The organism is Achromobacter sp. SLBN-14 (assembly GCF_006715415.1).
GTDB classification, from domain to species: Bacteria; Pseudomonadota; Gammaproteobacteria; order Burkholderiales; family Burkholderiaceae_B; genus Achromobacter; species Achromobacter mucicolens.
Window position 1 is genome coordinate 5,910,645 of sequence record NZ_VFNE01000001.1, and the last position, 14,235, is coordinate 5,924,879.

Below are 14,235 nucleotides of genomic sequence, written 5' to 3' on the forward strand. Positions count from 1 at the left end.
GCGCCCAATGCCTTTGCATGGCGAATACAAAGTCCCCGGCGGCAAGCTGGTCGTCGCGGATCTGGAAGTGCGCGATGGCCGCCTGGCCGACGTGCGCATCAGCGGCGACTTTTTCCTTGAACCGCCCGAGGCGCTGGAAGCCATCAACCGCGGCCTGAACGGCATGCCCGCGGACGCCGGCGAACTGGAGCTGGCGGTTGCCGTGCAATCGGCCCTGCCGGCCGACGCCGAAATGTTCGGATTCTCGGCCGAAGCCATCGCCGTGGTGCTGCGGAGGGCGCTGGCATGAGCCGCACCGACTGGAACGATTACGACTGGCAGCTGATCCACGAAGGCCCGCAGCCGCCCGCGCTGCACATGGCGCTGGACGCCGTCATCACCGACGAAGTCGGCGCCGGCCAGCGCCCGCCCACCCTGCGCATCTGGGAATGGTCCGCGCCGGCCGTCGTGATCGGCCGCTTTCAATCCCTGAAGAACGAAGTCGATCCGGACGGCGCCAAGCGCCACGGCATCGAAGTGGTGCGCCGCGTGAGCGGCGGCGGCGCGATGTTCATCGAGCCGGGCAACTCCATTACGTATTCGCTGAGCGCGCCGCAGGCGCTGGTCCACGGCATGAGCTTCCAGGAGTCGTATGCCTTCCTGGACGCCTGGGTGCTGACCGCGCTGCAGGGCCTGGGCATCAAGGCCTGGTATCAGCCGCTCAATGACATCGCCTCCGACATCGGCAAGATCGGCGGCGCCGCGCAGGCTCGCCGCGCCGGCGCCGTGCTGCATCACGTCACCATGTCCTACGATATCGACGCCGACAAGATGGTCGAGGTCCTGCGCATCGGGCGCGAGAAGCTTTCCGACAAGGGCACCACCAGCGCCAAGAAGCGCGTCGATCCGCTGCGCACGCAGACCGGGCTGGCACGCGAGGTCATCATCGACCGCATGGTGGAAACTTTTGCCGGGCTGCATCGTCTGACCCCGGGTAGCGTGGGCACGGAAACGTTGGCGCGCGCGCAGGCGCAGGCGGACGAAAAATTCTCCCGCGCCGACTGGACAGGCGTCGTGCCCTGACGGCGCCTTGCGTTTTCTGGAGGTAATTGCATGAATCGCAGCTTCACGCCGGCTGGCGCGATACGCGGTCTGATCCTGGGCGCCGCCCTGCTGGCCTTGGCCGGCTGCGGCAGCACGCCCCCCTCGAACATCACCCTGGCAACGCCCGATGCCTCGTCTTCGGCCACGCCGGAAAAGCTGGGCGACCTGTCCACCGAACGCATCAAATGGGCGGCCAGCAAGCCGGGCTGCGAAGGCGACTGCCCGCGCATCGAAATCGACAGTGTGGCGTTTCCGGGCATCCCGAAACTGACCGCGCTGGTGGACCACGTGCTTGCCTACATGACCGGCACCGACGCCAATCGCCGCGGCCCCTACGAGACGCTGTCGGAATACACGCAGTATTTCTGGTCCACGGCGCGCCCGCGTGATGCGACCTACTTCAAGGCCAGCGTGAAGGACACGGTGGGCGACATCGTCGCCGTCGAACTGCACACGGAACAGTACCTGACCGGCGCCGCGCACGGCATTCCGGCCACCCAGTACCTGAACTGGGAACGCAGCCGCGGCCGCGTCATGAGCCTGGACGAAGCACTGATCCCGGGACGCCGCGCCGAATACGTCGCCGCGTTGCAGCGCGCGCATGCGAAATGGCTGACGGGCAACCCCGACGCCAAGCGCGACCCGGCGGCCTACAACAAGATGTGGCCCTTCCAGGAAAGCGACAACTTCGCGATCACGCGCGATGGCATCGTGGTCAAGTACGACGCCTACTCGATCGCGCCGTATTCGCACGGCGAGCCGGAGCTGACGATTTCGTACCAGGATCTGCGCGGCATCCTGAAGCCTGAATTGCTGCCGGCATCGTGAAGCCTCGGCCAGCCCGGGTCTTGACGTAAAAATGCCGGGCATCTGCCCGGCATTTTTCATCACCACAAATAGGAATCGCCCCTTGCGGAGCGATTCCGGCATGGCGCCCGCGAAGGCGCCATGCCGGTTCAGTCTTTACGGGTACAGGCCACGCACCTGGCGGGCCTGCAGGATGCGCGTGCAAGCAACGATGAACGCGGCGGTACGCAGCGTCACCTTGTGCTCGCGCGACACCTGCGCCACCGACGCGTAGGCTTCGCGCATCAGGCGCTCGAGGCGCTGGTTGATCTCTTCTTCGCTCCAGAAGAAGCTGGAGAAGTCCTGCACCCACTCGAAGTAGCTGACCGTCACGCCGCCGGCGTTGGCCAGCACGTCGGGCACCACGTACACGCCGTTCTCGGCAAGGATGTCGTCCGCTTCCGGCGTGGTCGGGCCGTTGGCGCCTTCCACGACGATCTTGGCGCGCACCTTGGCGGCGTTGTCGACCGTGATCTGGCTTTCCAGGGCTGCCGGGATCAGGAACTCGGTTTCCAGCGTCCAGAACTCGTTCTTGTCCAGCGCCTGGCCACCCGAGAAGCCGCCCACGCCGCCGGTTTGCGACACGTGCGACAGCAGCTTGTGCACGTCCAGGCCGGCCGGGTTGTGAACGGTGCCGGTGTGGTCCTGCGCGGCGATGACCTTGGCGCCGGCCTCGTGGAACAAGCGGGCGGCGGTGCCGCCCACGTTGCCAAAGCCTTGCACGACAACGCGTGCGCCGGCCACATCGATGTTCCTGTCGCGCGCGGCTTCGCACGCCACGACGAACACGCCGCGGCCCGTGGCTTCGACGCGGCCCAGGCTGCCGCCCAGCGCGATCGGCTTGCCCGTGACCACGCCCGTGGCGGTGGCGCCTTCGTTCATGGAGTACGTGTCCATCATCCAGGCCATCGTCTGGGCGTTGGTGTTCACGTCAGGCGCGGGAATGTCCTTGGACGGTCCGATGATGACGCCGATCTCGCTGGTGTAGCGGCGGGTCATGCGTTCGAGTTCCGACGCGGAGAGCTTGCGCGGATCGACACGGATGCCGCCCTTGGCGCCGCCGTACGGCAGGTTGACCGCGGCGTTCTTGACCGACATCCAGGCCGCCAGCGCCATCACTTCGGACAGCGTGACGTCCTGGTGGAAACGCACCCCACCCTTGCCCGGGCCGCGCGACACGTTGTGCTGCACGCGGTAGCCCTCGAAGTGGGCGATGGTGCCGTTGTCCAGTTCGATCGGCACATCGACGATCAGCGAGCGCTTCGGACGCTTCAGCGTCTCGACCCACCGGCTCAGGGAACCGAGGTACGGCGTGACCCGGTCGACTTGTTGCAGGTAATTACCCCAAGGGCCGAGGTCCTCGGCATTCAGATAAGACGGCAAGGCATGGGTGGGAGTTTGAGACATGAGCATGCTCTCCTGACAAAGTTGCGCCATTTTATCCACGAAACTAATACCGTCCCTATTTAAAGTCTAAATTTTTTAAATAGGGACGTATAGATGTTGCGGATACCGAACGGGTCGCAGGCGGGGCCGGAAGCTGCACCTATCCTAAGCCGCGAAACCGGGCGCGTCCAGCCTGCACAGGGCGCCACGGCCGATAAAAAAGGGCGGCCCTCGCAAAGAGGATCCACCCTGCATCTGCCCCGGTGTCTGACACCCTGGTGAGACGGTCTACAGCCTGCACCATCGCAACAAGGGTGTCAGACACCGCTTCCGAATCACGCCGACAACAACTGCCAGGCCAAACGCGCCGCCGCGCGCGCGCCGTGGCCGTCGACGTCGAACTTGGGGTTGAATTCCGCCAGGTCGGCCAGCCGCAGCTTGCCGCTGGCTTTGACACGCAGGACGATTTCCTCGACCACCGCCATCGGCACCCCGTAAGGCGCCGGCGCGGACACCCCCGGCATCACCCCCGCGGGCAGCACGTCCAGGTCGATCGTCAGATACACATGCTGCGCCTTGGCCAGCAACCCATCCACGTCGGCCAGCCGCGCCTCAAGATGACGCTCCTGCATGTCCCGGTCCTCGACCCACTCGGCGCCAATTTCCGCGGCGCGGGCGTACAGTGCGGGCGTATTGGCCAGCCGCGAGACGCCCAGGCAGGCGTATTGCAGTTCGCGCCCGCGCGCCTCGCTGTCTGCCGCAATCTGGTCGAACGGCGTGCCCGAGCTGCCGGGACGGCCCGTACGCAGATCGAAGTGCGCGTCCAGGTTCAGCACCAGCACGGCGCCGGCGTCGCCGCGCGCGTCCAGCCAGCGGGCCAACCCCTGGAAACTGCCCCAGGCGATTTCATGCCCGCCGCCCAGCACGACAGGCCGGGCGCCCCGGCCCATCAGTTCGGCCAGACGCAAGCCCAGGCGCTCCTGTGCGTCCTCCAGCTTGTCGCCGTGGCATTCGACGTCGCCGGCATCCAGCAGGCGCGTCAGACCGTGCGCCGGCAATCCCGCCAGGTACTTGCGGATACCGGCCGGCCCCGCGGCGGCGCCCACGCGCCCCTGGTTGCGCGCCACGCCCGCATCGCAGGCAAAGCCCAGCAGCACGGCTTCGCCCATTTCGCCCTGCCCCGCTTCGGGCTCGACGATATGCGCCAGCCGGCGGGTGTCGCCCTGCTCGGCGCTGTCGTCGCGCGCCTTCCACACGCTCTTGTCCAGTTGCGATGCGTTCATGCTGCCGCCCCCGGACTCGCGCTCAGCACCGCCTGCAGGAACTCGCGGGTGCGGGCCTCGCGTGGCTGGGTGAAGATCACGTCCGGCGGACCGGACTCCAGGATCACGCCGCCGTCCATTACGGCCACCACATCGGCCACGTCGCGGGCAAAGCCCATTTCATGTGTCACGACCATCATGGTCATGCCTTCGCGGGCCAAGAGCTTCATGACCTGCAGCACTTCGCCCACCAATTCCGGGTCCAGCGCCGACGTCGGCTCGTCGAACAGCATGACCTGCGGCTGCATGGCGAGCGCCCGTGCGATGGCCACGCGCTGCTTCTGACCGCCCGACAGGCTGGCGGGCATGGCCGCCATTTTCTGCGACAGGCCCACCTTGTTGAGAAGGTCCGCGGCCAGCCCATTGGCCTCTTCGCGGCCCATGCCGAGCAGCGTGCGCGGGCCGACCGTCACGTTGTCCAGCACCGACAGGTGCGGGAACAGATTGAAGCCCTGGAACACCATGCCCACCTGCGTGCGCAACGCGTTCAGCTCGGCCTCCGGCAACAGCGCGCCGTTGTCCTGCAGTGTCTGGCCGCAGATGTCCACGGTGCCGCGCTGCGCCACTTCAAGGCCGTTGCAGCAACGCAGCAAGGTGCTCTTGCCCGACCCGCTGGGTCCGATGACCACGACCACTTGCGACTTCAGCACATCGAAATCGATGCCGCGCAGGACGGCGTGATCGCCGTAGGATTTATGCAGGCCGCGGATGCGGATCATTTCCTGCCCTTCGATGACGAGGCTCATTGCACCATTCCTCCAGCGCGCAGGTGATGTTCGATCTTGCGCAAAATCACCATGGCGATCGTGGTCAGGGCCAGATAGATCAATGCCACCACCAGGTAGGTTTCCAGCGAGCGGTAAGACACGCTGATGATCTTCTGCCCTTCGTGCATCAGATCGTGAATGGTCAACAGCGACACCAGCGCGGAGTTCTTGATCAACGCGATGAACTCGTTGCCCAGCGGCGGGATCATGCGCACCACTGCCTGCGGCAGGATGATGATGCGCATGGCCTGGCCGGACGACATGCCCAGCGAACGCGCCGCCTCCGTCTGGCCGCGATCCACCGACTGGATCGCGCCCCGCACGATTTCCGACACGTAGGCCCCGGAGTACATGCCCAGGCCCAGCACGCCGCAGGCGAATGCCGGCAGCGTCACGCCGAACTGAGGCAGCCCGAAGAACCAGATGAAAAGCTGCACCAGCAGCGGCGTGCCCCGAAAGAACAGCAGATAGGTGCTGCACAGGTGATAAATGACGCGGCGCTGCGGGTTGAGCCTGCCGATACCGACCAGCAGTCCCATCACGCAGCCCAGCAGCAAGGCGCCGGCGGTCACCTCGATGGTGACCACCGCGCCCCGCAAGAGCGCGTCGAAGTCGGCGAAGACGGGAGAAAAATCCAGGTTCATTTCGCGGGCGCCTCGAACCACTTGTTGACGATGGCCTGGTAGCTACCATCAGCCTTCAACTTCTGCAGCGCGGCGTTCAGGTCGCGCGTGAGCTCAGGCTTGTTCTTGGGCACGGCGATGCCGTAGTCCTCGGTCGTGATCTGCTCGTTCAGCACGGTCAGGCCATTGGTGCTTTGCGCGAACAGCTTGGCGGCGGGCTTGCCCGTCACCGCGGCATCGGCGCGGCCGATCTGCACCAGGTTGAACATCTCCTGGTTCTTTTCGACTTCCACGCGCTGGACCTTGGGGAAATGCTCCTTCAGGTAGTTCACCGATTTCGTGCCGACCTGCACCGACACCTTGCGGCCTTCCAGATCCTTGAGCGTCTTGATGGGACCGTCGGCCTTGGTCAGGACCACCAGACCGCCCGCGTAGTACGGGTCGGTGAAGTCGACGACCTTGCTGCGCTCGGGCGTGATGTAGATGGCGGACACCGCGATGTCGGCGCGGCCGGCTTGCAGCGCGGGAATCAGGCCCTTGAAGTCGATGTCGATCCACTCGACCTTCTTGCCCATCGCACCGGCCAGCGCCTCGACCAGTTCGATGTCAAAGCCGGTGCGCTTGCCGTCCTTGACGAATTCCATCGGCGGGAAGGTGGCGTCGGTGACGGCGCGGATCGTTTCCTGGGCGTGCGCGGAGCCAGCGGCGCAGGCGAGGCTCAGGGACAGAGCGGCGGACAGCAGAGTGCGGCGATTCATCATGGTGGGTCCTATGGAAGTGGGTACGACGGGAGGTAAGAGGGTGTGCAATGCAGCGTCAGGCGGCCTTCAGGCGTTCGGAGATGCGGCGGGCGGCTGCCAAGGTCATGTCGATCAGCGCGTCGGGATGCTGCGCGGCGCGGGTGGACGGCGCCATCAGCGTGATCGAGGCCACGGCCTGGTTGGGCCGCTGGAAGATCGGCACGCTGACGCCCCAGACGCCGGCGTCGACTTCGCTGTCGGTCACGGCATAGCCCTGGTCGCGAATGGCCTCCAGCTCGCTCGCCAGCCGGTCGGCATCCACGGCGGCCTCGTTGGCCAGGTAGGCAAGCGCTGCCTGCAGCCGGGCCTGCGGCATGAACGCCAGCAGCGACTTGGCCGACGCGCCCCGCGCCAGCGGCAGTCCGCGGCCCTTGGTGAACGAGCAGCGCAGCGGATGCTGGCTTTCCACCATGTCCAGGCACACAGCCTGGTCCTTCACGGCGACGAGCAGTCCGATGGTTTCGCCGGACGATGCGGCAAGCGCAGCCATGTCGGGCTGCGCCTCATGAATCAGGAAAGACGACTGGTCAAAGCCCCACGCAAGCTGCACGCACAGCGGCCCGGGTCCGTACTCGCCGTCGTGTTCGGCGACAAAACCCCAGCGCTTGAGGAGCGCAATCTGCCGGTACAGCGTGCTTTGCGCCAGGCCCGTCTTGTCGGCCAGCGCGGCAATGCTGAGCGGGCCGTCGTGCCGGGCCAAGGTGGCCAGCACATACAGGACGCGATCCGCGCCCGCCCCGACAGATGTTTCCGACATAACGACTCAACTCCCAGCAATATGGACGCGAGATTATCAATTTGTGGCGGTTTAGCTTCTATTTTTTCCCACCTAATGAGAATCACAAGGGAAAACCCCGAATGCCGGGCGCAAAAAAACCCGCCGGGAGGCGGGTTTGGTGCATTGGCGGCGTCTGTGGCGGTTGGGTCAGACCGCGGGGCAGATCACGGACAAGACCGAGGATCAGGGCGCGGGCGGCTTCTCGTAATCCGACAGTCCGACGCCGGAGACACCCTTCACACCGCCGCCAGATGCCGGCGCGGCGGCGGCCGGCGCGGGTGCCGGGACCGGCGCAGGCGCCTCGGCGGGTTGCCCCGCGCCCGTGCCAGCGGCGCCCGCCTCCTGCGGCGCCCCTTGCGCCGACGCGCGGCGTTTGCGCTTGGCGTCCGCTTCCTTCTGGGCCATGGCCGAAAGCTCGGCGGCCAGCGACTCCGACTTGCCCGTGGCCGCCCACGCGGCCGCATCCTGCCCCTTCGTGTCCTGCGTGGTCACGTCGGCCCCGGCCCGGATCAGCAATTCGACCATGGGTTTGCGGCCAGACAGCGCCGCCATCATGAGCGGCGTCTCGCCATTGGGCGCCGGCGCGTTGACCATCGCCTTGTTCGCGAGCAGCAGTCGCGCCATTTCCATCTGCCCCTTGGAGGCGGCGTAATGCAGCGGCGTCCATCCCAGGCGGTTGACCTGCGCGCCTCGCGCGATCAGCTTCTTGGCGCGCTCGGTCTGGCCGGCGATGGCCAGGTACATCAGCGGCGTTTCGCCCGCCGGGTTCTCGGCGTTGACGTCGGTGCGCTTGTCCGCGGCGAGCACGTCAAACACCTTCCAGGCGTTGTCCACGACCGCGCGCATGATGGCCGGCTGGCCGTTCTTGTAGCGCACGTTGGGATCCGACCCCTGCGCCAGCAGGTCGCGGATGTCGTCGGGGTAATCGTTGGCGACGTAGACCCACCAGTCGCCCGGATTGGCCGCCTGCACGGTCGGCGCGGCCAGACCGATGGCCAGCGCAAGCAGGCCGGCACGGCTGCACGTCAGAAGGGCTTTGTGGGCGGAGGCGATGCGGATGGCCATGGCAGTCCTAGGATGCAGATTCAAAAAAACGGGCCGACCTATTTCTTCACCTTGCTGAAAAGCTTGAAGAAATTGTCGGTGGAAGCGCGGGCGACCTCGGCTGCCGTGATGCCGCGCAGGTCCGCGATCTTTTCGGCCACGTGGATCACCTTGGATGGATCGTTGAGCTTGCCGCGAAACGGCACCGGGGCCAGGTAGGGCGAATCGGTTTCGATCAGCAGCCGGTCCAGCGGGACCTTGGCGGCCACTTCATGCACGATCTGCGCATTCTTGAACGTCACGATGCCCGACAGCGAAATGTAGAAGTTCTGGTCCAGCGCGGCTTGCGCCACTTCCCACGTCTCGGTGAAGCAGTGCATCACGCCGCCCGCCTCGGCCGCCTTTTCCTCGCGCAGCATGCGCACGGTGTCCTCGGCGGACGATCGCGTGTGCACGATAAGCGGCAGGCCGGCGTCGCGCGCGGCGCGGATGTGGCGGCGGAATCGTTCACGCTGCCAGTCCAGTGGTTCGGACAGACGGTAGTAGTCCAGCCCGGTTTCGCCGATGGCCACGACCTTCGGGTGTTCAGCCAGCCGCACCAATTCCTCGGGCGTCGGGTCCGGCGTGTCTTCGTAGTCGGGGTGCACGCCCACCGAGGCCCACAGGCGGGGCTGCGGCTCGACCAGCGACATCAGGCCGGGCCATTCCGGCATGTTGACGCTGACGACGAGCGCGTGCGTGACCTGATTGGCCGTCATGCGGTCAAGAATGGCCGGCAGATCGTTGGCAAGCTCGGGGAAATTCAGATGACAGTGGGAATCGACGTACATGGTGAGTCTGGTGTTGCGAACCGGGGCGCGTCGTGAAGCGAAGCAAAGCGCCGCCGGATCAAGGACTTACGCCTGGCAGGATAGCACCACGCGCTGCAAGGTGGCGTGGGCGAACAGCTTGGCGTTCAAGGGGTGGGTGGCCAGCGCGCGCTGGCGCGTCAGCCAGCGGGCGGCCTCGGCCACGCGGGCAGGATGCATGCGGGCGGCCACCTGCGCCACACCGGCCGCCAGCGACGGAAAATAGCGCACCGGCGCGCCGGCGCTGGCCAGCATCAGATCCGTGTACAGCCGTTGCAGGGCATCGATCCATTCTGGCGCGGCCACTTTCTCCAGCGCTTCGGCCAGCGTGCCCACGTCGGGCGTCTGCCCCTTGGCCAGCGGGTTGACCAGTTGGCCCAGCCACGCCGGACAGGCGGATTCGCCGGATTGCGCCAGGCGCAGCGCCGCCAGCGGCGCGCCGCCCGCCGCGGCCAGCCATTCGCGCGCGGGCTCGACGTTCTGGTCCCGCAGCCACTGCAACGCCGTATCCGCATCGGGCGCGGGCAGCGGCAAGCGGCGGCAGCGCGACACCAGCGTGGGCAGCAAGCGGTCCGGCGCGTCCGCGACCAGCAGGAATACCGTATGGGGAGGCGGTTCTTCCAGCACCTTGAGCAAGGCGTTGGACGACACGACATTGAGCGCATGGGCCGGGTACAGCAACGCCACGCGCCAGCCGCCGCGGTGCGTGGCAGTGTTGAACCAGGACTCCAGCGAACGGATCTGGTCGATGCGGATTTCCTTGGACGGCGCGCGCTTGGCGGCGCCTGTCGCCGGCTCGGCGTCTTCGGCCTGTTCGGCGGCGTCCGCGCCCTCTTCCACGGCCACTGCCTCGGGGCGGATGCGGCGCAGGTCGGGATGGTTGCCGCTGGCGAACCACGCGCAGGCGGCGCAGTGGCCGCAGGCCAGCCCGTTTTCAGGCGTTTCGCACAACAGGCTGGCCGCCGCTGCGATGGCGAAATCAAGCTTGCCGATGCCAGCCAGCCCATGCACCAGCCAGGCATGCGCAAAGCGGTCGCGATTGCCCAGCCAGGCGCGGGCCGTGTCCATCTGCCAGGGGTGAAACTGGGGCGCGCTCATGCGGGAACGGCCAACAGCTCGCGCAGGCCGGCTTCCAGGTCGGCGCGGATCTCAGGGATGGCGCGCGTCGAATCGACGACGCGGATACGGTCCGGATCGGCCTTTGCGCGGGCATGGTAGGCCTCGCGGGTGCGCTCGAAGAACGCCGCGCCCTCGCGCTCGAAGCGATCGGGTTCGCGCGCGTCTGCCAGGCGCGCCCGGGCGACTTCCAGCGGCACGTCAAAGAGCCAGGTGCGGTCCGGCCGGCCGGCATGCATCCAGGCTTCCAGAACCGCCACGCGCTCGGCGCCCAGGCCCCGGCCGCCGCCCTGGTAGGCGTAGCTGGCGTCGGTATAGCGGTCGCAGACGACCCATGCGCCGCGCGCCAGCGCAGGCTCGATCACCTGGCGCGAATGTTCGCAACGCGCCGCGAACATCAGCAGGGTTTCCGTATCCAGCCCCATCGGATCGTTCAGGACCAACGCGCGCAGCTTCTCGCCCAGCGGCGTGCCGCCGGGCTCGCGGGTGGACACGACCTCAAGACCCTGCGCGCGCAGGAAATCCGCGATCCAGACGGTGTGCGTGCTCTTGCCCGCGCCGTCCACGCCCTCCAGCGTAATGAAACGTCCGCGTGAGGTCATTGATCTTGTCCTTGTGCTGATTCGGGTTCGGGCGCTGCCGGGGCCGCCGGCGCGGGGGTGGGCGCGGGCGTGGGGGTGGGCGTGGGGTTGGACCGCTGACCAAGAATGTAGCGGGCCACGTTGCGGTTGTGTTCGGACAGGTTGGCCGAGAACTCGCTGGTGCCGTTGCCCCGGGACACGAAATAAAGAAACTTGTGCTGCTCGGGCTGCACGGCGGCCAGCAAGGCCGCCCGGCCGGGCGCGGCAATCGGCGTGGGCGGCAGGCCCGGACGCGTGTAGGTGTTCCAGGGCGTGTCGGTCTGCAGGTCGCGCTTGCGGATGCGGCCCTGGTAGGCCTCACCCATGCCGTAGATCACGGTCGGATCGGTCTGCAGCAGCATGCCGATCTTCAGCCGGTTGGTGAACACGCCCGATACGCGCCGGCGCTCCGGGCCATGGCCGGTTTCCTTTTCGATGATGGAGGCGAGCACCAGTGCTTCATAGGGCGTGGACACCGCCACGTCCGATTGGCGCTTGTCCCAGGTGTCGTTCAGGATGCGCTGCCCTTCCTGGTAGGCGCGGCGCAGCAGGTCGAAATCCGTGCTGCCGGGCGTGAAGACGTAGGTATCCGGAAAGAACAGGCCTTCCGGGTGTTTGATGGTCGATCCCAGCCGCTCCATCAGTTCTTCGTCGCTGACATCGCCCAGCGTCTGCTTGACGTCGGGGTTCTCGCGCAGTGCCTGGCGGATCTGGCGATAGGTCCAGCCTTCCAGAAAGGTGATCTGGCGCTGCGTCATGTCGCCGCGGGCCAGGCGTTCGAGCAGCAGCCAGGGCGTGTCGCCATTGAGCGCCTGGTAGCCGCCCGCCTTCATCAGCTTGTCGCGCTCGGACAGGCGCGCCATCCACACGAAACCCGGTTCCCACATCGGCACGCCGGCGGCATTGAGCGCGCGCGCGACGGTGCGCGGGCTGCTGCCCGGATCCACCACAAAGTCGATCTTGTCGGACGACAGCGCCATCGGGCGGTGCATCCAGGTATAGGCGGCACCCACCGCGCCGCCCACGGCCAGGACGATGAGCAACAGGAACCACAGGACGAAATTTCGGAGTCGCATCTTCATAAGTGTCGGAAGTTTAATGGATCGCGGGCCGCTGCCGTGACACAACGGGGGCCGGATCGCGCGGCGCGCCCCTTTGCGCATCGGGGACATGCCCGGGCCGGCCCGGGAACACGGCTATCATCAGCACTTTGATGACGCGATAACTCCCGCCGCCATGCACGCCTATTACGCTTCGATTCCTGTCCGCGCCGAAGGTTGCGCGCAATGCGCTCCGCTGGAAGATCTGGCGGTCTTCACCGCTTCGGGCGCCGACGCCCTGTCCTTCCTGCACGGCCAGCTCACGCAGGACGTCACGGGCCTGCCCCAAGACGCCGCGCGATTGGCCGGCTATTGCACCGCCAAGGGCCGCCTGCTGGCCACGATGGTCATGTGGCGCGGCGCCGGCGATGCCGATGATTCCCCCCAGTTCTACGGCATGGTTCGCCAGGACCTGTCCCAAGCACTGATCAAGCGCCTGTCCATGTTCGTCCTGCGGGCCAAGGCCAAGCTGGCCGCCGCGCCGCTGCACGTGGCCGGCGTGCAGGCCACCCCGGAACAGGCTGCCGCGCTGGAAGCCGTGACGGGCACCTTGCCGCGCGCCACGTGGCAGCGCGCCGACCTGCCGTCCGGCACCTGGATCGTCGCGCCGTCGGCCGACGACCGCCTGCGCTGGTGGTGGATTGCCTCTGACGAGCAGCTGGCACAGTCCGCCGCGCTGACTCAGACCCTGGGACTGGCCTCGGCGCAGCAATGGCAGGCGGCTGACCTGGCGGCTGGCATCCCCTGGATTGCCGCGGCCACGCAGGACGTCTTCATTCCGCAGACAGTCAACCTGGACCTGATCCAGGGGGTCAGCTTCACCAAGGGCTGTTATCCCGGGCAGGAAGTGGTGGCGCGCAGCCACTACCGGGGCACCGTCAAGCGGCGCATGGCCTTCGGCACTGTTGCCGACGCCAGCCTGCAGGGCCCGACGCTGACGGGGGTGGACGTGTTCGATGCCACGCAACCGGGCGAGGCCATTGGCCGCGTGGTGCAAGCCGCCAGCGATGCCGGCGTGGTGTCGGTGCTTTTCGAAACCACCCTGGCCGCATTGCCCGAGGGCGATCTGCGTCTGGCCAGCGCCGACGGTCCGCGCATCGCGCCCGCCCCGCTGCCCTACGCCATCAATCCCTGACCCTGCCGCGCCCGTGCGCGCCAATTCCGGCGCGCACGAATCTGGCGTTCGTCTTCAGACCGCCACGCCGAACAGCGCACCCACGCCCGCCGTCACCGCCATGGCCGCCGCGCCAAGCACCGTGACGCGCAGCGCGGCGGGCAGCTTGGGCGCGCCCCCCGCCTTTGCTGCCATGGTGCCCAGCGCCGCCAGGCAACAGACCGATGCGCCGATCACCCACCCGATCAGGGGCGGTCCGGGCGACACCGCCGCCACGGCGAGCGGCACGGCGGCCCCGCCGGCAAACGACGCCGCCGACGCCAACGCCGCCTGGACCGGGCGCGCGCGGTTGTGCAGCGAAATTCCCAGCTCGTCGCGGGCGTGCGCATCCAGCGCATCATGGCTGGTGAGCTGGCGCGCCACCTGCTCGGCCAAGTCGCGGGTCAGCCCGCGATCGACGTAGATGTCGACCAGTTCCGCCAGTTCCTCGCCGGAGTTGCGCTTGAGCGAGCGCTGTTCAAGCCGCAGGTCGGCGGCTTCGGTGTCGGCTTGGGTGCGCACGGACACGTACTCGCCCGCTGCCATCGACAGCGCGCCGGCCACCAGGCCGGCCAGTCCGGAAGTGAGAATGGCGCCGTGCGAGGCTTGGGCAGCCGCGACGCCGGTGATGAGGCTGGCCGTGGAGACGATACCGTCGTTGGCGCCCAGCACTGCGGCGCGCAGCCAGTTGCTGCGGAAAATTCTGTGGTGTTCTTTTGCTGGCATTGCCGGAAAACCCATGCAACGCG

16 protein-coding genes are annotated in these 14,235 nt (G+C 67.2%); 4 read left to right on the forward strand and 12 right to left on the reverse strand.

Annotated elements, in window-relative coordinates; genetic code table 11:
• The first annotated feature begins 13 nt into the window (after positions 1–13).
• Genes FBY20_RS27145 through FBY20_RS27155 form a run of 3 tightly spaced genes read left to right on the forward strand, consistent with a single transcriptional unit; the run spans position 14 to position 1,911 of the window.
• A complete protein-coding gene (locus FBY20_RS27145) occupies positions 14–289 on the forward strand; it encodes a lipoate protein ligase C-terminal domain-containing protein (protein ID WP_056318682.1) in 276 nt (91 codons plus the stop codon).
• A complete protein-coding gene (locus FBY20_RS27150) occupies positions 286–1,062 on the forward strand; it encodes a biotin/lipoate A/B protein ligase family protein (RefSeq protein WP_142055663.1) in 777 nt (258 codons plus the stop codon). Before FBY20_RS27145 ends, FBY20_RS27150 begins: the two co-directional genes overlap by 4 nt.
• A gap of 30 nt (positions 1,063–1,092) precedes the next feature.
• Positions 1,093–1,911, forward strand: coding sequence for an RsiV family protein (locus FBY20_RS27155; RefSeq protein WP_142055665.1), 819 nt, complete (start codon positions 1,093–1,095; stop codon positions 1,909–1,911).
• 135 nt (positions 1,912–2,046) lie between these two features.
• Here the strand turns inward: FBY20_RS27155 and FBY20_RS27160 are convergent, their stop codons facing one another.
• The 11 genes from FBY20_RS27160 to mltG form a co-directional block, all read right to left on the reverse strand.
• Positions 2,047–3,336, reverse strand: a complete 1,290-nt coding sequence (locus tag FBY20_RS27160; protein ID WP_056316875.1) for a Glu/Leu/Phe/Val dehydrogenase — start codon at positions 3,334–3,336, stop codon at positions 2,047–2,049.
• Positions 3,337–3,650: 314 nt separating this feature from the next.
• Complete coding sequence (gene hutG, locus FBY20_RS27165; protein ID WP_142055667.1) at positions 3,651–4,598, reverse strand: formimidoylglutamase; 948 nt, start codon at positions 4,596–4,598, stop codon at positions 3,651–3,653.
• Positions 4,595–5,383, reverse strand: a complete 789-nt coding sequence (locus FBY20_RS27170) for an amino acid ABC transporter ATP-binding protein (RefSeq protein WP_056316871.1) — start codon at positions 5,381–5,383, stop codon at positions 4,595–4,597. Before FBY20_RS27170 ends, hutG begins: the two co-directional genes overlap by 4 nt.
• Complete coding sequence (locus FBY20_RS27175) at positions 5,380–6,048, reverse strand: amino acid ABC transporter permease (RefSeq protein ID WP_056316867.1); 669 nt, start codon at positions 6,046–6,048, stop codon at positions 5,380–5,382. Before FBY20_RS27175 ends, FBY20_RS27170 begins: the two co-directional genes overlap by 4 nt.
• Positions 6,045–6,788 (reverse strand): glutamine ABC transporter substrate-binding protein, encoded by a 744-nt coding sequence (locus FBY20_RS27180; RefSeq protein WP_142055669.1) that lies wholly within the window; start codon positions 6,786–6,788, stop codon positions 6,045–6,047. Before FBY20_RS27180 ends, FBY20_RS27175 begins: the two co-directional genes overlap by 4 nt.
• A 55-nt stretch (positions 6,789–6,843) precedes the next feature.
• Positions 6,844–7,584, reverse strand: a complete 741-nt coding sequence (locus FBY20_RS27185) for an IclR family transcriptional regulator (RefSeq protein WP_142055671.1) — start codon at positions 7,582–7,584, stop codon at positions 6,844–6,846.
• A 204-nt stretch (positions 7,585–7,788) separates the two neighbouring features.
• Positions 7,789–8,670 (reverse strand): ankyrin repeat domain-containing protein, encoded by an 882-nt coding sequence (locus FBY20_RS27190; protein ID WP_142055673.1) that lies wholly within the window; start codon positions 8,668–8,670, stop codon positions 7,789–7,791.
• A gap of 38 nt (positions 8,671–8,708) precedes the next feature.
• Positions 8,709–9,479, reverse strand: coding sequence for a TatD family hydrolase (locus FBY20_RS27195; protein WP_056316856.1), 771 nt, complete (start codon positions 9,477–9,479; stop codon positions 8,709–8,711).
• A gap of 66 nt (positions 9,480–9,545) precedes the next feature.
• Positions 9,546–10,595, reverse strand: a complete 1,050-nt coding sequence (holB, locus tag FBY20_RS27200) for a DNA polymerase III subunit delta' (RefSeq protein WP_056316853.1) — start codon at positions 10,593–10,595, stop codon at positions 9,546–9,548.
• Positions 10,592–11,215: a dTMP kinase gene (tmk, locus tag FBY20_RS27205; RefSeq protein ID WP_056316851.1), complete on the reverse strand. Its 624-nt coding sequence runs from the start codon at positions 11,213–11,215 to the stop codon at positions 10,592–10,594. Before tmk ends, holB begins: the two co-directional genes overlap by 4 nt.
• Positions 11,212–12,309 carry an endolytic transglycosylase MltG gene (gene mltG, locus FBY20_RS27210; RefSeq protein ID WP_370458358.1) on the reverse strand — a complete coding sequence of 366 codons (1,098 nt, stop codon included), beginning with the start codon at positions 12,307–12,309 and terminating at the stop codon, positions 11,212–11,214. Before mltG ends, tmk begins: the two co-directional genes overlap by 4 nt.
• Positions 12,310–12,469: 160 nt before the next feature.
• Here mltG and FBY20_RS27215 point away from each other — a divergent pair, with 160 nt between their 5' ends.
• Positions 12,470–13,468: a folate-binding protein YgfZ gene (locus FBY20_RS27215; RefSeq protein ID WP_142055676.1), complete on the forward strand. Its 999-nt coding sequence runs from the start codon at positions 12,470–12,472 to the stop codon at positions 13,466–13,468.
• A 54-nt stretch (positions 13,469–13,522) separates the two neighbouring features.
• Here the strand turns inward: FBY20_RS27215 and FBY20_RS27220 are convergent, their stop codons facing one another.
• Positions 13,523–14,212, reverse strand: a complete 690-nt coding sequence (locus tag FBY20_RS27220) for a VIT family protein (protein WP_056316842.1) — start codon at positions 14,210–14,212, stop codon at positions 13,523–13,525.
• Positions 14,213–14,235 lie beyond the last annotated feature (23 nt).